The sequence below is a fragment of the Ancylobacter mangrovi genome, from assembly GCF_024752335.1.
Classification (GTDB): Bacteria; Pseudomonadota; Alphaproteobacteria; order Rhizobiales; family Xanthobacteraceae; genus Ancylobacter; species Ancylobacter mangrovi.
Map to the genome: position 1 here is coordinate 375744 of NZ_JANTHY010000003.1, position 23301 is coordinate 399044.

Genomic DNA, 23301 nt, shown 5'->3' on the forward strand with positions numbered 1-23301 from the left:
CCCGCCTCCACTTGAACTTGTGTCTCGGCGACGGCACGCTGGCGTCATGAAATTCACCCGGCTGCGCCTCACCGGCTTCAAGACCTTCGTGGAGCCGACCGACATGCTGATCGAGCCCGGCCTCACCGGCGTGGTGGGGCCGAATGGCTGCGGCAAGTCGAATCTGGTCGAGGCGCTGCGCTGGGTGATGGGCGAGAGCTCCTACAAGGCGATGCGCGCCGAGGGGATGGACGACGTCATCTTCGGCGGCACCACCAACCGGCCGGCGCGCAACACCGCCGAGGTGATGCTGGTGGTCGACAATCTCGACCGCTCGGCCCCCGCCATCTTCAACGAAGCCGACATGCTGGAGATCTCGCGGCGGATCGAGCGCGAGGCCGGCTCCTCCTACCGCGTGAACGGGCGCGAGGTGCGCGCGCGCGACGTGCAGATCCTGTTCGCGGACGCTTCTTCCGGCTCGCGCTCGCCCTCCATGGTGCGGCAGGGGCAGATCGGCGAGATCGTCGGTGCCAAGCCCTCCGCCCGCCGGCGCCTGCTCGAAGAGGCGGCCGGGGTCGCGGGCCTGCATGCGCGCCGGCACGAGGCGGAGATGCGGCTGCGCGCGGCCGAGACCAACCTGACCCGGCTCGACGACGTGATCGGCCAGATCAGCGGCCAGCTCGACGCGCTGCGGCGCCAGTCGCGCCAGGCCTCGCGCTACCGCGCCGTGTCGTCCGACATCCGCCGCAACGAGGCGGCGCTGCTGTGGCTGCGCTGGCTGGAGGTGACCGGCGCGCTCGGCGAGGCGGGAGAAGCCTTCGACCTCGCCCAGCGCGAGATCGCCGCCTGCACGATCGCGCAGGGCGAGGCGGCGCGGCAGGCCGCCATCGCCGCGCATGGCATTCCGGCCCTGCGCGAGGCCGATGCGGTGGCGGCCGCGACGTTGCAGCGCCTCGTGCTGGCGCAGGGCGAACTCGACCGCGAGGAAGCCCGCGCGAGCGCGCGGCGCGAGGAGCTCGACCGCCGGCTCGTCCAGCTCGGCGGCGACATGGAGCGCGAGCGCGCGCTCGCCGCCGACGCGCAGGAAATGCTGGAGCGGCTCGTCGAGGAGACCATCGAGCTCGAGGAGGCGCAGGCCGGCGCCGAGGAGATGGAGAGCGACGTCCTCGCCGCGCGCGAGGAGGCGGCGATGCGCCTCGCCGATTCCGAGCGCGCCTTCGCCGATGCGACCGCCGCCCTCGCCGAGGGTGCCGCCCAGCGCGGGGCGCTGGAGCGCGCCGTGCGCGAGGCGGGCGAGCGGCTTGCCCGGCTGGAGCGCGAGAACGAGCAGCTCGCCGGCCAGCGGCGGACGCTTGAGGCGGGCGCGGGCGCGCATAGGCTTGAGGAGCGCCGCGCCGCGACCGAGGGGGCGCAGGAGCGATTCGCCGCCGCCGAGGCCGCGGCGCAGGAGGCCGAGGCCGCCCATGCGCAGGCGCGCGCCGCGCTCGACAATGCGCGGCGTCCGCTGGCCGAGGCCGAGCGCACGGCCCAGCGCCTCGACACCGAGGCGCGCACGCTCGCCAAGCTGCTCGATGTCGGCACCGCCAAGCGCTGGAAGCCGGTGCTCGATTCGATCCGGGCGATGCGCGGCTACGAGGCCGCGCTCGGCGCCGCGCTGGGCGACGATCTCGACGCGCCGGACGATCCGGCGGCCCCGGTGCACTGGTCGCTGCGCCCGGGCGAGGGCGACGCCTCGCTGCCGCCGGGCGCGGAGCCGCTCTCGCGCCATGTCGAGGCGCCCACGGTGCTCGCACGGCGCCTTGCCCAGGTGGGCGTGGTCGAGCGCGCGGACGGCGGGCGTCTCGCCCCGCTGCTGAAGCCGGGCCAGCGCCTCGTGTCGCGCGAAGGCGATAGCTGGCGCTGGGACGGGCTCGACGCCGCCGCCGATGCGCCGACCGCCGCCGCGCGGCGCCTCGCCGAGCGCAACCGCCTCGCCGACATCGAGGCCGAATTGATCGAGGCACGTGCGGTCGTCTCCACCCACAGGGCGGCGCTGGAGGCGGCCGAAGGGGTGCTGCGCGGCGCCGGCCACCGGGAGAACGCCGCCCGCGATGCGCGGCGTGCCGCGCTGCGGGCCATGGAGACGGCGCGCGACGAACTCACCCGCGCCGAGCGCGCCTCGGCCGAGGAGGCGACGCGGGTCGCGGCGCTCGCGGCCAGCCTCGAGCGGGTCGAGGGCGAGCGCGAGGACGCGGCGATCGCGCTGGAGGAGGCCCGGCAGGCGGTGACGGAACTGCCGCCGATGGTGGAAAGCGAGGCCCGGCTCGCCGAGGTGCGCCTTCAGGTGGCGCAGGACCGGGCGGCGCTGGCCGAGGCGCGCGCCCATGCCGAGGGCGTCGCCCGCGAGCGCGAGCAGCGCGCGCGCCGGCTCACCGCGATCCGGGGCGAGCAGGCGTCCTGGCAGTCCCGCGCCTCGGGCACGGGCGAGCGGGTGGCGGCGCTGGAGGCCCGGCTCGCCGAGGCGGGGCACGAGCGGGCCGAGCTCGACGACGCGCCCAACCTCTTCGCCGGCCGCCGCCGCGCGCTGCTGAACGAAACCGCGAAGGCGGAAGCCGCGCGCCGCGAGGCATCGGACGGGCTCGCCGCCGCCGAGCTCGCCCAGCACGAGGCCGACCGCGCCGCGCGTGCCGCGCTCGACGCGCTGGCGGCCGCCCGCGAGGCCGGTGCGCGCGGCGAGGCGCGGCACGAGGCGCTGCGCCAGCGCCGCGACGACCTGATGCGCGAGATCGCCGACATGCTCGACGGCACGCCGGAGAACGCCCGCGAGATCGCCGGCTTCGACAGTGATTCGGCGCTTCCCCAGCTCGCCGCGGTGGAAGCCGAGCTCGACCGGCTGAAAGGCGAGCGCGAGCGGCTCGGTGCGGTCAATCTGCGCGCCGAGGAGGAACTCGCCGAGATCGAGACCCGCCAGCAGGGTCTTGCCGCCGAGCGCGAGGACCTGACCGAGGCGATCAAGCGGCTGCGGCAGGGCATCTATGGCCTCAACCGCGAGGCGCGCGAACGGCTGCAGGCGAGCTTCGCGGTGGTGGACGGCCATTTCCAGCAGCTCTTCGGCACGCTGTTCGGCGGCGGCGAGGCCCGGCTGGTGCTGACCGATTCGGAGGATCCGCTGGAGGCGGGGCTCGACATCATCGCCAAGCCGCCGGGCAAGAAGCCGCAGTCGCTTTCGCTGCTCTCGGGCGGCGAGCAGGCGCTGACCGCGATGGCCCTGATTTTCGCCGTGTTCCTGACCAACCCGGCGCCGATCTGCGTGCTCGACGAGGTCGACGCCCCGCTCGACGACGCCAATGTCGAGCGCTTCTGCAACCTGCTCGACGAGATGCAGCGGCTGACGGAGACGCGATTCGTCACCATCACCCACAACCCGATCACGATGAGCCGGATGAATCGGTTGTTCGGCGTCACCATGGCCGAGCAGGGGGTGTCGAAGCTGGTCTCGGTCGATCTCGCGACCGCCGAAAGCTGGCGCGAGGCCAGCTGATCGGCGCCCGTTCCGGGCCGATGCGGCGTTCGGCGTATTCCGTCACGTCGCCTGGTATGCCAAAAACATGGTTATGACCTTCCCTTGGTGCCGGGGCGCGTCCCGAAGGGCTGCGACAGGCTGTCCACCCGTCAATTTTGTAGTTATTTTTCAATAGGTTAAAAGATGCGCTCATATCCTTGACACCCCTTGGGGCGATCACTATGGTGCGCCCGGCTTCGGGGTCGGAAAATCCTTCTCTGGCAGGGCTCGAGCGCAGGTTATGGACGACCGGGACAAAACGGACGGCCAGAAAGGTTCGGGCTCGCCGGAAATCTCCGATGCCGAGCTTTCGGGCAGGCTCCATGGGCTCGGCCGCGCGATCGACAAGGTTCGCGCCGAGCGCAAGGTGGACGAAGAAGAGGTGTCGCTGTCGAAGGACAGGACATCGACCTCGGCGGGGATGACGCTGGCTTTCCGGCTGGGAAGCGAGTTCGTCGCCGGGGTGCTGGTCGGCGCCGGCCTCGGCTGGGGCTTCGACCGCCTTCTGGGCACCTCGCCATGGGGCTTCATCGTGTTCCTGCTGCTCGGCTTCGCGGCGAGCATCCTGAACATGATGCGCGCCGCCGGGGAAACCGGCCGGAAAACGCCGCCGGAAGGCGGGGCGTGAGCGACAGTTGAATTGAACGGTGCCGGCGCAGGGCCGGTGCCAGAGACGGGGCGGGCGCCGGACGGCGCCGCGTTTGAGGGCAGCGACCGGCGATGGCCAGCGAAAGCGTGATCGATCCGATCCACCAGTTCCACATTCTCAAGATCGTGGATCTGGGGGAGCCCGGCGGTGTCCAGCTCGCCTTCACCAATTCCGCCGCGTTCATGTTCGGCATCGTAGCGCTGATCTTCTTCTTCCTCACCTTCGCCACCCGCGGGCGCACGCTGGTGCCTGGCCGCCTGCAGTCGATGGCGGAGATGTCCTACGAGTTCGTCGCCTCGATGGTGCGCTCGACCGCCGGCAATGAGGGGATGAAGTTCTTCCCGCTGGTGTTCTCGCTGTTCATGTTCGTGCTGGTGGCGAACTTCATCGGCATGATCCCCTACGGCTTCACGGTGACGAGCCACCTGATCGTCACCGCCATGCTGGCGCTGGTGGTGATCCTGACCGTGATCATCTACGGCTTCATGCGCCACGGCACGCACTTCCTCGGCCTGTTCGTGCCCTCGGGTGTGCCGGCCTTCCTGCTCCCCTTCATGGTCGTGATCGAGGTCATCTCCTTCCTCTCGCGCCCGATCAGCCTGTCGCTGCGTCTGTTCGCCAACATGCTCGCGGGCCACATCGCGATGAAGGTGTTCGCCGGCTTCATCGTCATGATGAGCGCCAGCGGCTTCCTCGGCCTGCTGGGCGGGACGCTTCCGCTCGCCATGGTCATCGCGCTCACCGCGCTCGAATTCCTGGTCGCCGCCCTGCAGGCCTACGTCTTCGCGGTGCTGACCTGCATCTATCTCAACGACGCGCTGCATCCGGGGCACTGATCGGCGCGTCGCGGGACACTCATCCAGCCTTCAACTCAATCAGCGAAATTCAATAGGAGAAGACCATGGATCCGATTGCCGCCAAGTTCCTCGGCGCCGGTCTCGCTTGTTTCGGCATGGGCCTTGCCGCTATCGGTGTGGGTAACATCTTCGGCAACTTCCTCTCGGGCGCGCTGCGCAACCCGTCGGCCGCCGACGGCCAGTTCGCCCGCGCCTTCATCGGCGCGGCCCTCGCGGAAGGTCTCGGCATCTTCGCGCTGGTCGTCGCGCTGGTTCTGCTGTTCGTGGTCTGACGCCTTCAGCGTCGCGGGCGGGCCGCCGCGCGGCCTGTCCGTGGCGTCAAAAGCCGACGTTCCATTGAAGGAAGCCTGAACCATGCCCGAGACCCAGGGTCCGGCCGGTATTCTCGTCATCGCCCAGGCGGACGCACCCGTCGCGCACGGCACGCCGCCGCGTGACGGCGTGGAGTTCGAGGTGCCGTCGACCGAAGCGCATGGCGGGGGCTTTCCGCCCTTCGACGTGCACACCTTCCCCTCGCAGATCATCTGGCTGGCGATCGCGTTCGGCGCGCTCTACCTGCTGATGAGCCGCATCGCGCTGCCCCGCATCGCGAACATCCTCGAGGAGCGCCACGACCGGGTCGCGGACGATCTCGAGGAGGCGGGCAAGCTGAAGGCGGAGAGCGAGGCAGCCGCGCAGGCCTATGAGCACGCGCTCGCCACCGCGCGCGGCAAGGCGCACGGCATCGCCACCGAGACCCGCGACAAGCTCTCGGCCGAATCGGACGCGAGCCGCAAGTCGCTGGAAGCCGAGCTGGCCGCCAAGCTGGCGGCGGCGGAGGAGCAGATCGCGACCACCAAGACGGCGGCGATGGCCAATGTGCGCGGCATCGCCGTGGACGCGGCCGGTGCCATCGTCGGCGAGCTGATGGGCTCCGCCCCGGTGCCGCAGGCGGTCGAGGCGGCCGTCGACGACGCGATCAAGAGCTGAGGGCGCGGAAATGGGTACAGCCGAACTCTGGGTAGCCATCGCCTTCGTCATCTTCATGGCGATCGTGATCCGGGCCGGTGCCTTCTCCGGCATCGCGCGCTCGCTCGACTCGCGCGGCGAGCGCATCCGCGCCGAGCTGGAAGAGGCGCGCCGCCTCAAGGAAGAGGCGCAGAAGCTGGTGGCCGAATACAAGCGCCGCCAGCGCGAGGCGGAAGCCGAGGCCGAGGCGATCATCACCACCGCCAAGGCCGAGGCCGAGCGCCTCGCCGCCGAGACCAAGACCAAGCTCGAGGACATGATCGCGCGCCGCACCAAGATGGCGGAGCAGAAGATCGCGCAGGCCGAGGCGCAGGCGCTGGCCGACGTCAAGGCGGCCGCCGCCGACGCGGCGGTGAAGGCGGCCGAGACGCTGCTGACCGCCAATGTGGTGGGCAAGACCGCCGACAAGCTGCTCGACGAGGCGGTCTCCGAGGTCAAGTCGAAGCTGAACTGACCGGCGGCTGACTTCTTTCCGATGACGTTTTCAGATGCCCGGCCTCGCGCCGGGCATCTTGCGTTTGCGGGCCTGTGGCGATCGGTTCGGACTGGGTGTTCGGGGCAGGGCACAGCGGGCCGGGTGCGGGCGCTTTGGGGCGGTGGCGGCTGGCTGCGCGCCGGTGCTGGTCCGCGACGGAGCGCGCCGATGACCGGGCGAATGCCGTCGGATCGTATCCCCCGCTTCTGGCCAGTCTCAGGCCCCGCGCGAGGACAGCGCAGGAAGAAAGCGAGGATCGCGCAAGAAGCGGCGGTCATTCAAGGAAGCGGAAATCACGCAGGAAGCGGAGGCCACGCCGAATGGGCCCGGCGCGGCCGAGGACCCGGGCTCCTCCTTCGGCGGCGCCGGCGTGGGCAACACGTCGCAACGAGCTTCCACCGGGAGATCGAACCCCGGCCGACAACAAGCCTTTAGAAAAAATATATGCGCCCACCGGGCTCCGGTGCCCGAACAAGCCGTCCGCAGACACTGGCGATTTGGGAATTACATCGCCCACCCGGTTCTGGCGCGCAGTCGAGTCGTCCGCAGACAGCGACGCTTTCGGAAAAAGTATCCCGCCCGCCGGGCTCGCGCGCGCGGCCGAGCCATCCGTCCGGCCCGATGCGCCGCCGCATCGGCGTGCAAGGCACACCCGCGTCAGCTCGACCAGCGTCGCGGCCGGTAGAAGGTGTGCGCGCCGATCCGGTCGAGCTTGCGCATCTCCCGCACCCAGCGCGGGTGCACCGAGCGGGCGTGATAATGCGTCGCGCGGCCGACCTTCTCGTCCCAGACCCGCCCGTTCAGCATGTCGTCGGCGATCTGCTCGGCCTGCTTCCACAGCTCCGGCTCGGTCACCACGTCCTTCACATTGTCGCAGGCGAAGGTGAACTGGCAGGCGAATTTGCGCTTGGCGTTCTGGTAGACCGTGCGGCAGACATCGGCCGGGTAGTAGCCGGAAAAGACACGGTTGACGACCACCTGCGCCACCGCGATCTGGCCGCGCAGCGGCTCGCCCCGGCTCTCGAAATAGACCGCTTCCGCGAGGCATTTGACCGAGCGGGCGAGGCGCTTGCCGGTGAGGCCGAGCCGTTCCGCCGGGCTCGGGCCGTCGATGGCCTGATCGTCGTCCGGGTCGCCGGACTTCTCGGCGGTGGTGGTGCCGCCGTCGTCGTCGGGGTCCTCGGAATGGAGGAAGGGCTGCGGCGGCAGCGCGACGCTGTCATAGCCGAAGATGAAGGCGGACTGCCGGTAGAGCGGAAGCTGCTCCTCGGCCTCGGCCGTCCGGGCATTGGGGTCGTCCGCGGCGTCGCCGTCGTCGGGGCCGAGGGTCACCGCCGGCCCGCCGCCATCCTCGAGCTGGCTCGGGTCGCCGGTCGGATCGCCGGCGGCGACGGAGTAGACGCCCTCGGTGGCGCGCGCGGCCGCGTTCGGCGCGTCCGTGTCGTCATCGGCCGCCTCGTCGGGGTCGGTGCCGATGCCCGCATCGGCGAGCGAGCCGGTGCCGACGCCGGTGCCCGTCCCGGTGCCGGTCCCGCCGGTGGATGCGGTGGTGGTCGCGGTGCCCGCACCGCTCGTGCCCGCCGGCGTCATGTCACCCGCCAGGGCGAGCGGGCCCGGCTCGTCGGGCGCGGCGTCGACCGGCGCGATGGGGGCCATGGCCAGCCGGTCGCCCTTGTCGGTGCGGTTGATGTCGAAACCGAGCGGCACCGCATGCGGCGCCTCGGGAATGGCGGAGCTGGCGAGCAGCGCCGAGTGGGAGGGCCAGGCGAAGGTCGAGGCCTTGAGGACGTGCAGCGAGCCCGAGAGCATGGAGAAGCGGACGCGCTCGGCGACGCCTGGCTGGTGGGCCAGAAGGTCACGAATGTCCTGCGGACCGATGCTCACGCTGCCGCCGACCACCATGGCCGCGAGCAGCGCCAGCCTGATTCCGAAGTTCTTGACCCGAGACTTGATCCGCATCCGACGCCTACGCAACAACTGAACCGCGCCGCCCGCGTGGTTTGCCGGCGACAGGCAAGACCGCGCGTTCATGACTTCATGGTTGTCGCGTATTAACCTTGCGAGGGGGTTAATGCCGGCGGCGCTTGGCCGCCGATTGGCGCCGGCATGGCCATTTCTGGATAGGATGAGGCGTCAGCGGGGCGCGGCGGCGCGGCCCAGCCGGTCGGCGATCGCCTCGCCCAGGCCCTGCCGGGGCAGCGGCACCACGGCGATGGAATCGGCGCCGCTGGCGTCGAGATCGCGCAGATGCGCGAACAGGTTCGCCGCCGCCTCCACCAGATCGCCCGAGGGGCTGAGATCGCGGCACGCCTTCGCCTGCTCGAAGCCGGGCGGGCGCGCGGCGGCGAAGGTGAGCAGCGCCTCGCCGGGCCGCACCTCCCGCGCGCCGAGCCGGACGGGAACGGACGGCGCGTAATGCGAGGCCAGCATGCCGGGCGCGAGCGGCGCGGTCTCGGCCGTGGGCGCGGCGGGGCTCGCGAGCGGAGCGCCGAGCGCCGCCTCGATGGCCTCGCGCGGCAGGCCGCCGGGACGCAGCAGGACCGGCCTGGTGCCGGTGCAGTCGATGATGGTGGATTCCACCCCGACCGGGGTCGGGCCGGCATCGAGGATGAGATCGATGCGCCCGTCGAGATCGGCCAGCACGTGGCCGGCGGTGGTCGGGGAGACGTGGCCGGAGCGGTTCGCGCTCGGCGCCGCGACGGCCCGCCCCACCGCCCGCAGCACGGCCCGCGCCACCTCGTGGCCGGGCACGCGGATCGCCACCGTCGAAAGCCCCGAGCGCGCGAGCGCGCAGGTGGCCCCCTCGCGGGCCGGCACGATGAGGGTCAGCGGGCCGGGCCAGAAGCGATCGGCCAGCATCTGCGCCGGGGCAGTGAGGTGCCCGACCTGCCGCGCGGCGTCGACGTCCGGCACATGCGCGATCAGCGGATTGAAGGTCGGGCGCCCCTTCGCCTCGTAGAGGCTGGCGACGGCCACGGGATCGGTGGCGTCGCAGGCGAGGCCGTACACCGTCTCCGTAGGCAGGGCGACGAGGCCGCCCGAGGCGATGAGCTGCGCCGCCCGCGCGATGCCGGGCGCATCGGCGGGCACGAGGCGGGTCGTCCGCGGCTGACGGGGCGCGTTCACGCTATTGCTCTCCGCAACAAGGCGGGGTCGAATAGGATTTCGAGGGGGCGAGGTCAACCGCGTCGCGGCTGGGGAAAGTCCGGCGCGAGGCGCTATGGCCGGCGGCTTCGGCTGGTTCGGCGGGCGCACGTGGCATATCGTCCACCATGCCCTAGATAATAGCCGCATCCATAACGATACGCAGAGCAGCATCCGGGAACGCCATGACCACCCTTCTCATCCAGCACGACGCCTGCCTCGAACACCTCACCCCGGCCGGCCATCCCGAACGGCCGGACCGCGTGCGGGTGCTCAACCGCGTGTTCGAGGACGAGAAGTTCGCCAATCTCGCCCGCGAGCAGGCGCCGCTCGGCGCGCGCGAGGACATCATCCGCGTGCACCCGGAGGATTTCGTCGATGCGCTGGACGCGGCGGTGCCGACCGAGGGGCTGGTGCGGATCGACGGCGACACCGTCATGTCGCCCGGCACCGGCGAGGCGATCTGGCGCGGCGTCGGCGGCGCCGTGCTCGGGGTCGACGAGGTGCTCTCGGGCAAGGTGAAGAACGCGTTCGTCTCGATGCGCCCGCCCGGACACCACGCCGAGACGCGCACGCCGATGGGCTTCTGCCTGTTCAACAACGCCGCCATCGCCGCGCGCCACGCCCGGGCGGTGCACGGGCTGGGGCGCGTCGCCATCGTCGATTTCGACGTCCATCACGGCAACGGCACGCAGGAAATCTTCTGGTCGGATCCCGACGTCCTCTACGCCTCGACCCACCAGATGCCGCTGTTCCCGGGCACCGGCGCGGTCGGCGAGCGCGGCACGACCGACAACATCGTCAACGCGCCGCTGCGGCCGGGCGATGACGGCGTGCAGTTCCGCGAGGCGTTCGAAAGCCGGATCCTGCCGCGGGTCGAGGCGTTCGGGCCGGAGCTCATCATCATCTCGGCCGGGTTCGACGCCCATACGCGCGATCCGCTCGCCGCGCTCAACCTGCTCGAGGACGATTTCTCCTGGGTGACCAAGAAGCTGATGGACGTCGCCGACAAGCATTGCGGGGGTCGGATCGTCTCGGTGCTGGAGGGCGGTTACGACCTCGAAGGGCTGGCGCGCTCCGCCTCGGCCCATGTCACGGCGCTGATGCGCGGGTGAGGCGGGCCGGGGTCGAACCGGCGGGTGCGAGACTGTATAAGGACGCGACTCGCAGCGGGAGACGGCGATGAGCGACAGGACGGGCGGCGATCCGGCGACCGGCGGCATGACGGACGTTGATGGGATGAGCTTCGAGCGGGCGCTCGCCGAGCTCGAATCGATCGTCGCCAAGCTGGAGAGCGGCAACGTGCCGCTCGAGGAATCGATCAGCCTCTATGCGCGCGGCGAGGCGCTCAAGGCGCGCTGCGACGCGCTGCTGAAGGACGCCGAGGCACGGGTCGAGAAGATCACCCTCGGCGCCGACGGCCGCCCCTCGGGCACCCAGCCGCTCGACGGCGACTAGCCGGCGAGGCGCGGCTCACCATGAGCGTCCGCCTGCGCGCCCATCACCTCCTGTGCCTGCTCACCTATGTCGGCAAGGGCTACACCCCCGCCTTCGTCGCCCATTACGAGCGCGTCGTTGCCCGGCTCAATGCGGGCGAGGAGGCGGTGCTGGTCGAGGGGCCCGACGAGATCTGCGCGCCGATGCTGGAGGGTGGCCATCACTGCCTGAAGCCGCGCATCGCCGCCCGCGATGGCGAGGCGATCGAGGCGTTGCGGTCCGTGCTGGGCCCGGAGCTTCGGCCCGGGGCGCGCGTGCCGCTCGGCCGCGAGCAGGTGAGCGCGATGCGCGCCGCCTTCGCGGCCGGCACCATCCGCGACGCCTGCGCGCGTTGCCAGTGGTCGGAGCTGTGCACCGGGGTTGCGGCGGAGGGCTTCGCCGCCGCCCGCTTCATCGGCGGCTGACGGCGCTCAGGCGGTAAGCTTCCTGCGGCAGTCGGGATTGAAGGTGCGCGCGGTGGCGGCGGGATGGCGCGCCAGCGCGGCGGGTGGGCGGACGGGCCGGCGCACCAGTTCGCCGCTGCAATTGGGGCAGGTGCCGCCGAGCACGTCGGCGGCGCAGCCGGCGCAGAAGGTGCACTCGAAGGTGCAGATCATAGCGTCCCGTGAGCCGGGCGGCAGGTCGCGGTCGCAGCATTCGCAGTTCGGCCTCAGCTCCAGCATGGTCCGTCCTCGATCGGTCGGCGCGGGGTCAGTACAGGCCGGGCACGAGCCGCGCGGTGCGGGCGCTGTAGGCGCGGTACTGGTCGCCGAAGGTGTCGAGCATCATCGCCTCCTCACGCCCGATGCGGAAGGCGTAGAGGATGCCGAAGCCGATCAGCCCGGCCGGGCCGGCGACGAGGTTCGGGATCAGCACCGCCTGCGCCAGCGCCCACAGGAAGAAGGCCGAGTACATGGGGTGGCGCACATAGCGGTAGACCCCCTCGGTGATCAGCTTGTGGGTGTCCTTGATCTCCAGCGTCACCGACCAGTTGCGGCCGAGGTCCTTGTGGGTCCGTCGGAACAGCCACAGCGAGGCCGCGAAGATGAGGGTGCCCAGCGCGAGTTGAAACGGCGAATAGGGATAGTTGTAGGCGTTGAAGAGCCTCGATGTCGCCCACAGCAGCGGGATGATGCCGAGCCCCAGCGTCGAGCAGGAGAGCAGCACCAGTTCGCGCACGCGGTGGCGCGCGTCGACCACGCGCTCGCGCTTCACCCGGCGTTCGAAGGGCAGGCGGATGAGGTACCACCCGATCACACCGGCGGCCCAGATGATCTTGGCGGCGACAAGCAGATTCATGGAACGTCCGTCGTTGAGGCGATGAGCGCGCCGTCGGCGGTAAACCGTCCGATCGGCCCATCCTGCCGGAGGCTGAGTTCGGCAAAGGGGATGGGGCCAAGCGCGAACATGAAGTAGTCGTAGGCGGCCCGCCGCTCATTGGCCAGCAGGAACTGGTAGTGGATGCGCATGGTGTGCCAGCGCAGCCGCCGCAGCTTCTCCGGCGTCAGCATGCGCTTGATGTTGGCGTTGCGCAGCAGGGGCTGCACCGGCGCCTCGTCGTCGAAATCGGCGCGGGCGAGCGTGACCGGGTGGAACTTGTAGAAATTGATGGCGTCGTGGCGGGCCTGGTACTCGACCCAGACCAGACCCTCGGTCGTGGCCACCCGGCGGGCGGCGGCGCGCACCTTCTCGCCCTTCGGGTGCAGTGCGAGCTTGGGGATGGTGGCGCCGCAGGTGAGAAGGCACAGCCGCGTGCCGGAGCGGGCGAGGCCGGGCTCGCGCGCGAGCGCCCGCTCGATCACGCCGAGCATGAGCGTGGCGCCGAGGCTGTGGCCGACCAGCAGGATCTCGTCATGCCCGCCCGAGCGCACCGCCTCGACCAGGACGTCGGCGAAGCGGTCCAGCCGCGCCTCGAGCTCGGGCGCGCGGTCGTGGAGGTAGTGATGGGCGAGGTCCCAGTCGTCGAGCGCCTGGTGCAGGCGCCAGTCGCGACCCGGCCGGTGGAACAGCGTGAAGAACGCGCCGCCCGCGACCGCGAGGCCGACGAGCAGGGGAAGCGGCGAGGGCATCGCGCCGGCGGCGAGATGGCCGGCCAGCCAGCCGGCGAGAATGCCACCGGCGGCGAACAGCGCGACGATGGCGAAGGGAAAGGCGAAGAAGAACCAGTAGCGCGGGCTCGCCTTGATGTAGCGCCGCGCCGTGCCGCTGACCAGCACCTCCCAGAGCCCCCGGAAGCCGCCGACGAGCCGGCGCGGATCGGATCGCTCATCAAGCGCGACCACGATGTCGTCCCAGCGCAGGATGCGGTAGTCGGTCCGCATGCGCCAGTTCGGGCCGTGCGCGGACACGTCCCAGCGCGCGGCCACGCCCGTGCCGTCGTCGAGGCGCGGCGAAACCTCCACCTGCGCCCCCCACAGCGCGGCGAACAGGCCGGCCTGGTAGACGAAGCGGTCGTGGTGATAGTCCATGTCGGTCGGGTCGTGGCCGGGCAGGAAGAGGACGAGCCGCCGGCCGCCATTCCCGCCATCGGTCTGCGGGTCCCGTTCCACTGAATCAACGCCCTCGGGCGCCACGTTCATCATGCGGCGGTTCTAAACAATGACGTGGCGGTAGGCCAACATTTGTGCATGCCCGGCAGGCAGTCTCCACATCCTGTTGCGGCGGGCGCACCGGGGTGCGGCACCGCGTCGGAGCCATGGCGGGCGCGGGCCGGCAGGGACGCGCGTGCGTTGCACCTGAAGAAAGCATTGTGTATGCGATTGAACTTCGTCCGCGGCACCGCATTTGCCTTTAAGACCGACGTGACGTGACCGGAGACGTAATTGACCCGTCCCTCCACCCCTCTTCTCGATGCGATCCGCGAACCAGCTGATCTGCGCAGCCTGCCGGACGACAGGCTTCAGCAGCTTGCCGCCGAGCTGCGCGAGGAGACCATCGATGCCGTGTCCGTCACCGGCGGGCATCTGGGCGCGGGGCTCGGCGTGGTCGAACTGACGGTCGCGCTGCATCACGTTTTCGATACTCCCTATGACCGGCTGATCTGGGATGTCGGCCACCAGTGCTATCCGCACAAGATCCTGACCGGGCGGCGCGAGCGCATCCGCACCCTGCGCCAGGGCGGGGGGCTGTCCGGCTTCACCAACCGTGCCGAGAGCGAATACGACCCGTTCGGCGCCGGCCATTCCTCGACCTCGATCTCCGCCGGCCTCGGCATGGCGGTGGCGCGCGACCTCGAAGCGGCGCGCGATCCCGGGCTGAAGCGGCGCAACGTGGTCTGCGTGATCGGCGACGGGGCGATGTCGGCCGGCATGGCCTACGAGGCGATGAACAATGCCGGGGCGATGGATTCGCGGCTCATCGTCATCCTGAACGACAACGACATGTCGATCGCCCCGCCGGTGGGGGCGATGTCGGCCTATCTCGCCCGGCTGATCTCCGGCCGGACCTACCGCTCGCTGCGCGAGACCGCCAAGCAGCTCGCCGGCAATCTGCCGAAGTTCTTCGGGCGTCAGGCGGCGCGGGCGGAGGAGTTCGCGCGCGGCTTCTGGACCGGCGGCACGCTGTTCGAGGAGCTCGGCTTCTACTATGTCGGCCCGATCGACGGGCACAATCTCGACCACCTGCTGCCGATCCTGCGCAATGTGCGCGACACCGAGACCGGGCCGATCCTGGTCCATGTCGTGACCCAGAAGGGCAAGGGCTATCCGCCGGCCGAGGAGTCGGCCGACAAGTATCACGGCGTGCAGCGCTTCGACGTCGCCACGGGCACGCAGCGGAAGGCGGCCTCGAACGCGCCGACCTATACCAGCGTGTTCGCCGAGAGCCTGGTCGAGGAGGCGCGGCACGACGAGCGCATCGTCGCCATCAACGCCGCCATGCCGGCCGGCACCGGGCTCGACCTGTTCGGCCACCATTTCCCGGACCGGACCTTCGACGTCGGCATCGCCGAGCAGCACGCGGTGACCTTCGCCGCCGGGCTGGCGAGCGAGGGCTACAAGCCGTTCTGCGCCATCTACTCGACCTTCCTGCAGCGCGCCTACGACCAGATCGTCCACGACGTCGCCATCCAGCGCCTGCCGGTGCGCTTCGCCATCGATCGCGCCGGTCTGGTCGGGGCGGACGGGGCGACGCATGTCGGCGCCTTCGACGTGCCGATGCTGGCGACGCTGCCGGGCATGGTGGTGATGGCCGCCAGCGACGAGGCCGAGCTCGTGCACATGGTCGCGACGGCTGCCGCCTATGACGAGGGGCCGATCGCCTTCCGCTACCCGCGCGGCGAGGGCGCCGGCGTCGAGCGGCCCGCGCGCGGCCAGCCGCTGGAGATCGGTCGCGGGCGGATCGTGCGCGAGGGCTCCAAGGTGGCGCTGCTGTCGCTCGGCACAAGGCTCGCCGCCTGCACGGCCGCCGCCGAGCAGCTCGCCGGCTTCGGCCTTTCGACCACGGTGGCCGATGCGCGCTTCGCCAAGCCGCTCGACCGCGACCTGATCCTGCGCCTCGCGCGCGCGCACGAGGTGCTGATCACGGTCGAGGAAGGCGCGGTCGGCGGCTTCGGCGCCCATGTGCTGTCCATGCTGGCCGAGGTCGGGGCGCTCGAGCACGGGCTGAAGGTGCGTACGCTTCACCTGCCGGACCGGTTCATCGAGCATGAGAGCCCCGCGGGCCAGCTTCATGAGGCCGGCCTCGACGCGGAAGGCATCGTGCGCGGCGTGTTCGCGGCGCTCGGGCGCGCGGAGGACGCGGCGGCGCTTGCGCTCCTGCGCGGCTGAGCCCCGCCGGGAGCGGCGAGGATGAATGGCGACATGCCCGGCGAGCTGGCGGACGGACCGGCCGGTACGGGGCGCCAGCGCGCCGACCGGGTGCTGGTGCAGCGCGGCCTGTTCGACAGCCGCGCCCGCGCGCAGGCGGCGATTGCCGCCGGCCTTGTGAGCGCGGACGGGCGACAGGTCGCCAAAGCCTCCGACATGATCGCTGCCGGCGCCGTCATCGAGGCGCGCGAGGCCTATGAGTGGGTGTCGCGCGCGGGTCTCAAGCTCGAGGCCGCGCTCGACCGGGCAGGGCTCGACGTCACGGGGCTCGAGGCGCTGGACGTCGGCGCCTCGACCGGCGGCTTCACGCAGGTGCTGCTGGCGCGCGGCGCGCGGCGGGTCCATGCGGTCGATGTCGGGCGCGACCAGCTTCACGCGCGGCTGCGGGCCGACGCGCGGGTGGTGTCGCTCGAGGGCACCGACATCCGCGCCCTGGCGCCGGGCGCGGTGCCGGCGGCGGACATCGTCGTCATGGATGTCAGCTTCATCTCGCTGGCGCAGGTGCTGCCCGCGGCGCTCGCCCATGCCGGGCCCGCGGCCGTGCTGGCCGCGCTGGTGAAGCCCCAGTTCGAGGTCGGGCGCGACAGGCTCTCCAAGGGCGGGATCGTCAAGGACGCGCAGGCGCGCGCCGATGCGGTGGACAGGATTGCGGCCGTGCTCGCGGAGCTCGGCTGGAGCGTGACCCATCGCCTCGCTTCGCCGATCGCGGGCGGCGACGGCAATGAGGAGTTCCTGCTGGTCGCGCGGCGCGGGGAGATGCCACGATGAGCCGGCTTGCGGAGGCGGAGCGCGTCAAGCTCGCCATCGATCATCTCGGCCATCGCGGGGATGGCGTCGCGACGACGTCGGAAGGGCCGGTCTATGTGCCGCTGACGCTCGCCGGCGAATTGGTGGAGGTGGAGCGCGTGGGCGACCGAGCGCGGCTGGTCTCGGTGGTCGAGCCGAGCGCGGAGCGGATCGAGCCGATCTGCCGCCATGTCGGCCAGTGCGGAGGCTGCGCGCTGCAGCACTGGAGCCGCGAACCCTATGAGGCGTGGAAGCGCACGCTGGTGACGCAGGCGCTGGCCCGCGTCGGGCTGACGCCGGACGTGGCGCCGCTGGTCACCGCCCATGGCGAGGGGCGCCGCCGCGCGACGTTCCACGCCCGCAGCCCGGGCGGCAGCGCCAGGCGCGGGGAGGATCTGCTCGCGGTCGGCTTCGCCGGGCGGCGCAGCCATGCGGTGGTCGCCATCGACGCCTGCCCGATCCTCGCGCCCTCCATGGCCGGCGCGCTTTCCGCCGCCTGGGCGGTGGCGCAGGTGCTGGCCCCGCTCGCCAAGCCGCTCGACATCCAGGTGACGGCGACCGAGACGGGGCTCGATCTCGACGTGCGCGGCAGCGGCCCGCTGAAGCCGGCGCGCGTCGCGGCGCTGGCGGAAGCGGCCGGCACGCTCGGCCTCGCGCGGCTGACGCGCCATGGCGAGCTGGTGCTGCAGCGCGAGCCGCCGCTCGTCACCATGGGCCGCGCGCGGGTGACGCTGCCGCCCGGCTCCTTCCTGCAGGCGACGGCGCGGGGGGAGGCGGTGCTGTCCGCCCTGGTGCAGGAGGCGGTGACGGGACGGCGGCGGATCGCCGACCTGTTCGCGGGCGTGGGCACCTTCGCCCTGCGCCTTGCCGGCGAGGCGCGGGTGGCCGCCTATGAGAGCGCGGTGCCGGCGGTGGAGGCGCTGCTGCGCGCCGTGCGCGGGACCTCCGGCCTCAAGCCGGTGACGGCCGAGGCGCGCGACCTGTTTCGGCGGCCGCTGCTGCCGATGGAACTGAAGGGCTTCGACGCGGTGGTGTTCGACCCGCCCCGCCAGGGTGCGGAGGCGCAGGCGCGCCAGTTCGCGGCGAGCGCCGTGCCGCTGGTGGTCGGGGTTTCCTGCGATCCGGCGAGCTTCGCGCGCGATGCCGCGATCCTTACCGAGGGCGGCTACCGGCTGGAGCACGTGACTCCGGTCGACCAGTTCCTCTACTCGCCCCATGTGGAGCTGGTGGGCGTGTTCCGGCGCTGACGGGCCGGTCGCTCAGTTGCCCCAGCGCTCCATCCACATGCGCTCGCCGACTGTGCAGGAGATGCGCGGCTTGTCGGCCACGCGCTGCACCAGCTCGCGCGTCGGCGGCACCACGCCGGCGATCTCCAGCACCAGCTTGGTCTTTATGGCGTCGGCGAATTCGTGGGTGCCGTGCACCGGGATGACAAAGGCTCCCGGCCCGCCGATGACGCAGTCCTCGTAATAGACGTCGAGCTGGCCGATATCGAGCATGGAGCCGGCGGGCTCCTTCAGCATCAGCGGCAGGCCGTTGATGGTGATGCCGCGCGAGACGAGGTCGTCGCGCGTCGGCTCGACCATCGGCCCCTGGTTGTTGGTGCCGTCGCCGGAGATGTCGATGACGCGGCGCAGGCCACGGATGCCGTTATGCTCGATCTGGTCGGCGCCGAACTCCATCGCGCCGGAGATCGAGGTGCGGTAGACGCGGCGCAGCGGCGCGTCGTGGATGGCGGCGGCGAAGGCTTCCGCTTCGGCCTTGTTGCTGATGAAGGTCCAGTCGACCACGACCTTCTGGTCCTCGATGCCTGCCCATTCGACATAGGCGATGGCGACCCGGCCGTTCGGGCCGAGCTTTAGCGCATTGAGGAACTCGGGGGAGGTCACGGCCTTGATGTAGCCCTCCCGCTGGAGGGCGAGCTCGTCGAGATCCATCGAGTAGGACACGTCGACCGCGAGCACCAGCTCGACGTCGACCGGTTCGTCCGCCCAGGCGCCGGAACTGGCCAGCGCACCCGCGAGCAACGCAAACGCAACCTGGAAAAGGCGCACGCACGACATCGCGACCTCCGTCGGTGACGGGACCTCGACGTGTCAGAGACGCGTCACAATAATGGTGGCACGGCTGCGCGGCGGCCAGAAAGGCGAAATTGCAGGCAGGGCGCCGCGCGCGATGCCATTCGCGTGAGCGTCGCTACCAGGGTAGGCGGGCCTAGACGTCCAGTGTTTCGGTGCCGGTGATCTCGATGCCAAAGCCGGCCACGCCGACATAGGTGCGGGCGCGCGAGGCGAGGAGGCGGATCGAGGAGATGCCGAGGTCGCGCAGGATCTGGGCGCCGAGCCCCACCTCGCGCCAGTTCTCGTCGCGCAGCCGGGCGCTCTCCATCTTCTCGTCGCCGCCCACCGCCGTGGCGGGAACGCCCGCGGTGCCGTCGCGCAGATAGACCAGCACGCCGCGGCCCTCGGCCTTGATGCGCTCCAGCGAGGCGCGGATCGCCTTGCCGCCGGTGAACACGTCGCCGATCGGGTCGGCGCGGTGGAGCCGGACCAGCACGTCGCGCCCGTCGCCGATCTTGCCGTGCACGAGGGCGATGTGGTTCACCGGCTCGAACGGCGTGATGTAGGAGATGCCGTGCATCTCGCCGACCACCGTCGGGGCGGCGAATTCGGCGGTGCGCGAGACCAGCTTCTCGCGAAGCTGGCGATAGGCGATGAGGTCGGCGACCGAGATCCGCGTCAGCGCGTGCTCGCTGGCGAAGTCGGCGACCTTCGGCCCGCGCATCACGGTGCCGTCGTCGTTCACCAGCTCGCAGATCACGCCGACCGGCTCGACATTGGCGAGCCGGCACAGGTCGACCGCGGCCTCGGTATGGCCCGAGCGCATCAGCACGCCGCCTTCGCGCGCGATCAGCGGGAAGATGTGCCCCGGGCGCACGAAGTCGGCCGCGCCTGCGTTCGGGTTGGCGAGCGCGCGCACGGTGGCGGTGCGGTCCTCGGCGGAAATGCCGGTGGTCGTGCCGTGGCGGTAGTCGACCGAGATGGTGAAGGCGGTGGCGTGCGGTGCGTCGTTGTCGGTCACCATCGGGCTGAGCCGCAGCCGCTTGGCGTGCTCGAGCGTGATCGGCGTGCAGACGATGCCCGAGGTGTGGCGGACGATGAAGGCGAGCTTCTCCGGCGTGGCGTGCATGGCGGAAAGGATGAGGTCGCCCTCGTTCTCGCGGTCGTCGTCGTCGGTGACGACCAGCATGTCGCCGCGCGCGAAGGCCTCGATCGCCGCTTCGACGCGGGACTGCAGATTGTCGGTCATGTTAGCCACCTCTACGCCTTCGAGCCCCAGGAAGTCATTCGGCGTCACCGCGCCGCCGGTCGCCGCGACGATGCGCGAGCCGGCCTCCCGGGAAATCCAGGGTCGTTGGTCGTTGCACAGAGCGGTGATGCTCGCCGGCGACAGGCCGACGGCGCGCGCGAAGGCGCTGCGGGTCGTGCCGGTCAGGGTGAGCCAGTCCGCGAGCTTCATGCCGGCATGTTAGGACCGGCGAGGTTCGGCTGCAATGAAACCCGCGAAGATTTTTCAGCAATACTGAAATTGCAGGATTGGAGTGGAATCAGCGCGGAAACGGCCAGGCCGGCGGCGGGGACACCTGCGCCCGCGCACGCAGCACATGGTCGGCGAGGACGCACGCCATCATCGCCTCGCCCACCGGCACCGCGCGGATGCCGACGCAGGGGTCGTGCCGCCCCTTGGTGACGATCTCGGCGTTCTCGCCGTGCCGGGTCACGGTCTGGCGCGGGGTGAGGATGGAGGAGGTGGGCTTGACCGCGAAGCGCGCCACCACCGGCTGCCCGGTGGAGATGCCGCCGAGAATGCCGCCGGCATGGTTCGACAGGAACAGGGGCGCGCCGTCATTGCCCATGCGCATCTCGTCGGCATTGGCTTCGCCCGTGAGGCCGGCGCTGGCGAAGCCCTCGCCGATCTCGACGCCCTTGACCGCGTTGATGCTCATGAAGGCGGCCGCCAGATCCGCGTCGAGCTTGCCGTAGACCGGCGCGCCGAGGCCGGGCGGGACGCCCTCGGCGACGATCTCGATCACCGCCCCGACCGAGGAGCCGGACTTGCGGATCGCGTCGAGATATTCCGCCATCGCCTGTGCCGCGTCCGCATCCGGGCAGAAGAACGGGTTGCGGTCGATCTCGTCCCAGTCCCAGCGCGAGCGGTCGATGAAGATCTCGCCCATCTGCACCAGCGCGCCGCGCACGGTGACGCCGGCCAGCACCCTGGAAGCGAGCGCGCCCGCGGCGACGCGGACCGCCGTCTCGCGGGCCGAGGAGCGCCCGCCGCCGCGATGGTCGCGCAGGCCGTATTTGCGGTCATAGGCATAGTCGGCATGGCCGGGCCGGTAGCTCTCGGAAATCGCCGCATAGTCCTTCGAGCGCTGGTCGACATTCTCGATCAGCAGCGCGACCGGCGTGCCGGTGGTGGTGAGCACGCCGTCCTTGTCCTCGATCGTGCCGGAGAGCACCTTCACCTGGTCCGGCTCGCGGCGCTGGGTGGTGAAGCGCGACTGGCCGGGGCGGCGGCGGTCGAGCGCGGCCTGGATGTCCTCCAGCCGGAAGCGGATGCCGGGCGGGCAGCCGTCCACCACGCCGCCGATCGCCGGCCCGTGACTTTCGCCGAAGGTCGTGACGCGGAAGAGCTGGCCGAAAGTGTTGAAGGACATGCCGGAATTCGCGCTCGCAATGAAGGCTCGGCGGCTTTTAGGCGCCCGGCGGGCGGGCGTCAAACGCGGCGCGAGGGGCGGCGGGCGCGGCTTCGGGCGCCGGCCATGGCCAAGGCATGCTCCATGCTCCATAATGGCGAAACGAGGCTGCTCCCATCCCCCGATGCCACTATTCGAAATCGCCGTCGTCCTGCTGCTCGTGCTGATCAACGGCGCCCTCGCCATGGCCGAGCTTTCCGTCGTCTCCGCCCGTCCCGCCCGGCTGCGCGCCATGGCCGATGGCGGCTCGCACGGTGCGCGCATCGCGCTGGCGCTGGCAGGCGATCCCGGACGCTTCCTCTCCACGGTGCAGATCGGCATCACGCTGATCGGCATCCTGGCCGGCGCCTTCTCCGGCGCCACGCTCGGCGACATGCTGGGCGAATGGCTGCGCCAGCACGGCGTGTCGCCGGGCATGGCCGGCGGGCTCGGCTACTCGCTGGTGGTGGCGGCGATCACCTATGTCTCGCTGATCGTCGGCGAGCTGATCCCCAAGCGCCTCGCGCTGCAGAGCCCGGAACGGCTGGCGAGCCTTGTCGCGCCCAGCATGATGCTGCTCTCGCGCATCGCCGCGCCGGCGGTCTGGCTGCTCGACCTGTCCTCGCGGATGGTGCTGCGCCTGCTCGGCGAGACCGGCAGCCACGAGGAGAGCAAGGTTTCGGACGAGGAGATCCGCGCCATCGTCGCCGAGGCGGAGACGGCCGGCGTGATCGACCCGGACGAGCGGCGCATGATCGCCGGGGTGATGCGGCTCGCCGACCGCCCGGTGCGCGCGGTGATGACGCCGCGCACCGATGTCGACTGGATCGACCTCAATGACGACCCCGAGACCGTCCGCCAGACGATCCGCGAGACCAGCCATACCCGCATGCCCGCCTGCGAGGGCACGCCGGACGAGAGCGTCGGCGTGATCGACATACGCGACCTGCTCGAGGCCTATCTGAACGGCGAGACGCCGGACCCGCGCCAGTATGTCAAGCCGGCGGCGGTGCTGGTGGAGACGGCCGGGGCGCTCGACGCCATGAAGTCGCTGCGCCACGCGGAATCGCCGCTGGCGCTCGTGGTCGACGAATATGGCTCGATGGTCGGCATATTGACGCCGGCCGACCTGCTCGACGCGATCGCCGGCACGGTGGTGCTGGACGAGACGGGGCAGGTGAGCCCTCACGTCGTGGAGCGGGCCGACGGCAGCTATCTGGTGGCCGGCGCGACGCCGATCGACGAGCTCGCCGAGGCGCTGGCGATCCGCGTGCCGCCCGATGCCGGCTTCCACACCGCCGCCGGCTACGTGCTGCACGAGATGAAGGCGCTGCCCCAGGAGGGGTCGTGCTTCGAGGCGATGGGCTGGCGGTTCGAGGTGGTCGACATGGACGGTCGGCGCGTCGACAAGCTGCTGGTGAGCCGCGCCGTCACGCCGCGTCGGCGGGCGCCGCTGGCCGGCTGAACCGCGCGCGCGGGCGCGCCTCAGTCGATGGCGTGCTGCACGGCGCCGGCGATGGCCGGCGGGGTGGTGTCCGGCGCGCCGCCATAGCGGGCGCCGAGCCCGGCGACGACGGTGACGATGGCGACCGCGAGGGCGGCGGCGATCAGGCCGTATTCGAGGCCGGTGCCGTGCGGGCGGCGGGCGACCGCGGTGCGCCGGCCATAGGCCGGACGGCGGCCGGCCAGACGGCCATCAACCAGCTCCCTTTCCACCAGCTCTCTCATGATCCGTTCTCTGCTTGCGCTTTTCTGCATCCGATCTGCCTGAAGACAGATTTTATTGTGCTGACACCTTGGGCCGCAGATGTTGACCACGCGTTAAAGCGCAGCGTCACCTTCC

General features: G+C 71.1%; 22 protein-coding genes. 13 read left to right on the plus strand and 9 right to left on the minus strand.

The genetic code is table 11. The features are described from left to right. Nucleotides 1-46: 46 nt before the first annotated feature. From NVS83_RS11450 to NVS83_RS11475, 6 genes are all read left to right on the plus strand, one after another. Complete coding sequence (locus NVS83_RS11450) at nt 47-3499, plus strand: chromosome segregation SMC family protein (protein WP_258739419.1); 3453 nt, start codon at nt 47-49, stop codon at nt 3497-3499. Between the two features lie 262 nt (nt 3500-3761). Further along, entirely contained in the window at nt 3762-4148 is a 387-nt protein-coding gene (locus NVS83_RS11455) for an AtpZ/AtpI family protein (RefSeq protein WP_258732479.1), read from the plus strand. Nucleotides 4149-4240: 92 nt separating this feature from the next. Continuing rightward, the gene (locus NVS83_RS11460; RefSeq protein WP_258732480.1) at nt 4241-5005 is read left to right on the plus strand and encodes a F0F1 ATP synthase subunit A; all 765 of its coding nucleotides are present in this window, start codon (nt 4241-4243) and stop codon (nt 5003-5005) included. Between the two features lie 65 nt (nt 5006-5070). Further along, nucleotides 5071-5298: a F0F1 ATP synthase subunit C gene (locus NVS83_RS11465; protein WP_258732482.1), complete on the plus strand. Its 228-nt coding sequence runs from the start codon at nt 5071-5073 to the stop codon at nt 5296-5298. Between the two features lie 82 nt (nt 5299-5380). After that, entirely contained in the window at nt 5381-5995 is a 615-nt protein-coding gene (locus NVS83_RS11470; RefSeq protein ID WP_258739420.1) for a F0F1 ATP synthase subunit B, read from the plus strand. 10 nt (nt 5996-6005) lie between these two features. Beyond that, nucleotides 6006-6488, plus strand: coding sequence for a F0F1 ATP synthase subunit B family protein (locus tag NVS83_RS11475; RefSeq protein WP_258732484.1), 483 nt, complete (start codon nt 6006-6008; stop codon nt 6486-6488). A 678-nt stretch (nt 6489-7166) separates the two neighbouring features. Here NVS83_RS11475 and NVS83_RS11480 read toward each other — a convergent pair. Then, on the minus strand, nt 7167-8468 hold the full coding sequence (locus NVS83_RS11480; protein ID WP_258739422.1) for a cell wall hydrolase: 1302 nt from the start codon (nt 8466-8468) through the stop codon (nt 7167-7169). Between the two features lie 174 nt (nt 8469-8642). After that, entirely contained in the window at nt 8643-9635 is a 993-nt protein-coding gene (locus NVS83_RS11485) for an L-threonylcarbamoyladenylate synthase (RefSeq protein WP_258739423.1), read from the minus strand. 203 nt (nt 9636-9838) lie between these two features. Between NVS83_RS11485 and NVS83_RS11490 the strand changes: the two genes are divergently transcribed. The 3 genes from NVS83_RS11490 to NVS83_RS11500 all read left to right on the plus strand — a co-directional run bounded on the left by NVS83_RS11490 (nt 9839) and on the right by NVS83_RS11500 (nt 11554). Then, a complete protein-coding gene (locus tag NVS83_RS11490) occupies nt 9839-10768 on the plus strand; it encodes a histone deacetylase family protein (protein ID WP_258739424.1) in 930 nt (309 codons plus the stop codon). Between the two features lie 67 nt (nt 10769-10835). Further along, complete coding sequence (locus NVS83_RS11495) at nt 10836-11111, plus strand: exodeoxyribonuclease VII small subunit (RefSeq protein WP_374115043.1); 276 nt, start codon at nt 10836-10838, stop codon at nt 11109-11111. Nucleotides 11112-11131: 20 nt separating this feature from the next. Then, the gene (locus NVS83_RS11500; RefSeq protein ID WP_258739425.1) at nt 11132-11554 is read left to right on the plus strand and encodes a DUF1284 domain-containing protein; all 423 of its coding nucleotides are present in this window, start codon (nt 11132-11134) and stop codon (nt 11552-11554) included. 6 nt (nt 11555-11560) lie between these two features. Here the strand turns inward: NVS83_RS11500 and NVS83_RS11505 are convergent, their stop codons facing one another. The 3 genes from NVS83_RS11505 to NVS83_RS11515 are packed head-to-tail and all read right to left on the minus strand — an operon-like array spanning nt 11561 to nt 13678. Continuing rightward, the gene (locus tag NVS83_RS11505; protein WP_258739426.1) at nt 11561-11812 is read right to left on the minus strand and encodes a DUF1272 domain-containing protein; all 252 of its coding nucleotides are present in this window, start codon (nt 11810-11812) and stop codon (nt 11561-11563) included. 28 nt (nt 11813-11840) lie between these two features. Beyond that, on the minus strand, nt 11841-12428 hold the full coding sequence (locus tag NVS83_RS11510) for a protein-S-isoprenylcysteine O-methyltransferase (protein WP_258739427.1): 588 nt from the start codon (nt 12426-12428) through the stop codon (nt 11841-11843). Then, a complete protein-coding gene (locus tag NVS83_RS11515) occupies nt 12425-13678 on the minus strand; it encodes a hypothetical protein (RefSeq protein ID WP_258739428.1) in 1254 nt (417 codons plus the stop codon). The genes NVS83_RS11510 and NVS83_RS11515 overlap by 4 nt, the downstream gene beginning before the upstream one ends. A 273-nt stretch (nt 13679-13951) precedes the next feature. Here NVS83_RS11515 and dxs point away from each other — a divergent pair, with 273 nt between their 5' ends. From dxs to NVS83_RS11530, 3 genes are read left to right on the plus strand one after another with little or no spacing between them, the layout of a single operon-like run. Next, on the plus strand, nt 13952-15895 hold the full coding sequence (gene dxs / locus NVS83_RS11520; protein WP_258739429.1) for a 1-deoxy-D-xylulose-5-phosphate synthase: 1944 nt from the start codon (nt 13952-13954) through the stop codon (nt 15893-15895). A 21-nt stretch (nt 15896-15916) separates the two neighbouring features. Next, nucleotides 15917-16702 carry a TlyA family RNA methyltransferase gene (locus NVS83_RS11525; RefSeq protein WP_258739430.1) on the plus strand — a complete coding sequence of 262 codons (786 nt, stop codon included), beginning with the start codon at nt 15917-15919 and terminating at the stop codon, nt 16700-16702. Further along, nucleotides 16699-17967, plus strand: a complete 1269-nt coding sequence (locus tag NVS83_RS11530) for a class I SAM-dependent RNA methyltransferase (protein WP_258739431.1) — start codon at nt 16699-16701, stop codon at nt 17965-17967. The genes NVS83_RS11525 and NVS83_RS11530 overlap by 4 nt, the downstream gene beginning before the upstream one ends. 12 nt (nt 17968-17979) lie before the next feature. On the opposite strand, the gene NVS83_RS11535 is transcribed toward NVS83_RS11530, so the two are convergent. The 3 genes from NVS83_RS11535 to aroC all read right to left on the minus strand — a co-directional run bounded on the left by NVS83_RS11535 (nt 17980) and on the right by aroC (nt 21440). Continuing rightward, nucleotides 17980-18783: a DUF1194 domain-containing protein gene (locus tag NVS83_RS11535; protein ID WP_258739432.1), complete on the minus strand. Its 804-nt coding sequence runs from the start codon at nt 18781-18783 to the stop codon at nt 17980-17982. 151 nt (nt 18784-18934) lie between these two features. After that, complete coding sequence (gene ribB, locus NVS83_RS11540) at nt 18935-20239, minus strand: 3,4-dihydroxy-2-butanone-4-phosphate synthase (protein ID WP_258739433.1); 1305 nt, start codon at nt 20237-20239, stop codon at nt 18935-18937. 88 nt (nt 20240-20327) lie between these two features. Next, nucleotides 20328-21440 (minus strand): chorismate synthase, encoded by a 1113-nt coding sequence (gene aroC / locus NVS83_RS11545; RefSeq protein WP_258739434.1) that lies wholly within the window; start codon nt 21438-21440, stop codon nt 20328-20330. A 163-nt stretch (nt 21441-21603) separates the two neighbouring features. On the opposite strand from aroC, the gene NVS83_RS11550 reads away from it, so the two are divergent. Next, the gene (locus NVS83_RS11550) at nt 21604-22923 is read left to right on the plus strand and encodes a hemolysin family protein (RefSeq protein ID WP_258739435.1); all 1320 of its coding nucleotides are present in this window, start codon (nt 21604-21606) and stop codon (nt 22921-22923) included. Between the two features lie 20 nt (nt 22924-22943). Here the strand turns inward: NVS83_RS11550 and NVS83_RS11555 are convergent, their stop codons facing one another. Beyond that, on the minus strand, nt 22944-23186 hold the full coding sequence (locus NVS83_RS11555) for a hypothetical protein (protein ID WP_258732506.1): 243 nt from the start codon (nt 23184-23186) through the stop codon (nt 22944-22946). Between the last annotated feature and the right edge of the window lie 115 nt (nt 23187-23301).

What these genes read in the sequence shown, in the direction of transcription:
- NVS83_RS11450 (WP_258739419.1), top strand. Translation starts at nt 47, where the DNA reads ATGAAATTCACCCGGCTGCGCCTCACCGGCTTCAAGACCTTCGTGGAG.
- NVS83_RS11455 (WP_258732479.1), top strand. Translation starts at nt 3,762, where the DNA reads ATGGACGACCGGGACAAAACGGACGGCCAGAAAGGTTCGGGCTCGCCG.
- NVS83_RS11460 (WP_258732480.1), top strand. Translation starts at nt 4,241, where the DNA reads ATGGCCAGCGAAAGCGTGATCGATCCGATCCACCAGTTCCACATTCTC.
- NVS83_RS11465 (WP_258732482.1), top strand. Translation starts at nt 5,071, where the DNA reads ATGGATCCGATTGCCGCCAAGTTCCTCGGCGCCGGTCTCGCTTGTTTC.
- NVS83_RS11470 (WP_258739420.1), top strand. Translation starts at nt 5,381, where the DNA reads ATGCCCGAGACCCAGGGTCCGGCCGGTATTCTCGTCATCGCCCAGGCG.
- NVS83_RS11475 (WP_258732484.1), top strand. Translation starts at nt 6,006, where the DNA reads ATGGGTACAGCCGAACTCTGGGTAGCCATCGCCTTCGTCATCTTCATG.
- NVS83_RS11480 (WP_258739422.1), bottom strand. Translation starts at nt 8,468, where the DNA reads ATGCGGATCAAGTCTCGGGTCAAGAACTTCGGAATCAGGCTGGCGCTG.
- NVS83_RS11490 (WP_258739424.1), top strand. Translation starts at nt 9,839, where the DNA reads ATGACCACCCTTCTCATCCAGCACGACGCCTGCCTCGAACACCTCACC.
- NVS83_RS11495 (WP_374115043.1), top strand. Translation starts at nt 10,836, where the DNA reads ATGAGCGACAGGACGGGCGGCGATCCGGCGACCGGCGGCATGACGGAC.
- NVS83_RS11500 (WP_258739425.1), top strand. Translation starts at nt 11,132, where the DNA reads ATGAGCGTCCGCCTGCGCGCCCATCACCTCCTGTGCCTGCTCACCTAT.
- NVS83_RS11505 (WP_258739426.1), bottom strand. Translation starts at nt 11,812, where the DNA reads ATGCTGGAGCTGAGGCCGAACTGCGAATGCTGCGACCGCGACCTGCCG.
- NVS83_RS11510 (WP_258739427.1), bottom strand. Translation starts at nt 12,428, where the DNA reads ATGAATCTGCTTGTCGCCGCCAAGATCATCTGGGCCGCCGGTGTGATC.
- NVS83_RS11525 (WP_258739430.1), top strand. Translation starts at nt 15,917, where the DNA reads ATGAATGGCGACATGCCCGGCGAGCTGGCGGACGGACCGGCCGGTACG.
- NVS83_RS11530 (WP_258739431.1), top strand. Translation starts at nt 16,699, where the DNA reads ATGAGCCGGCTTGCGGAGGCGGAGCGCGTCAAGCTCGCCATCGATCAT.
- NVS83_RS11535 (WP_258739432.1), bottom strand. Translation starts at nt 18,783, where the DNA reads ATGTCGTGCGTGCGCCTTTTCCAGGTTGCGTTTGCGTTGCTCGCGGGT.
- ribB (WP_258739433.1), bottom strand. Translation starts at nt 20,239, where the DNA reads ATGAAGCTCGCGGACTGGCTCACCCTGACCGGCACGACCCGCAGCGCC.
- aroC (WP_258739434.1), bottom strand. Translation starts at nt 21,440, where the DNA reads ATGTCCTTCAACACTTTCGGCCAGCTCTTCCGCGTCACGACCTTCGGC.
- NVS83_RS11550 (WP_258739435.1), top strand. Translation starts at nt 21,604, where the DNA reads ATGCCACTATTCGAAATCGCCGTCGTCCTGCTGCTCGTGCTGATCAAC.
- NVS83_RS11555 (WP_258732506.1), bottom strand. Translation starts at nt 23,186, where the DNA reads ATGAGAGAGCTGGTGGAAAGGGAGCTGGTTGATGGCCGTCTGGCCGGC.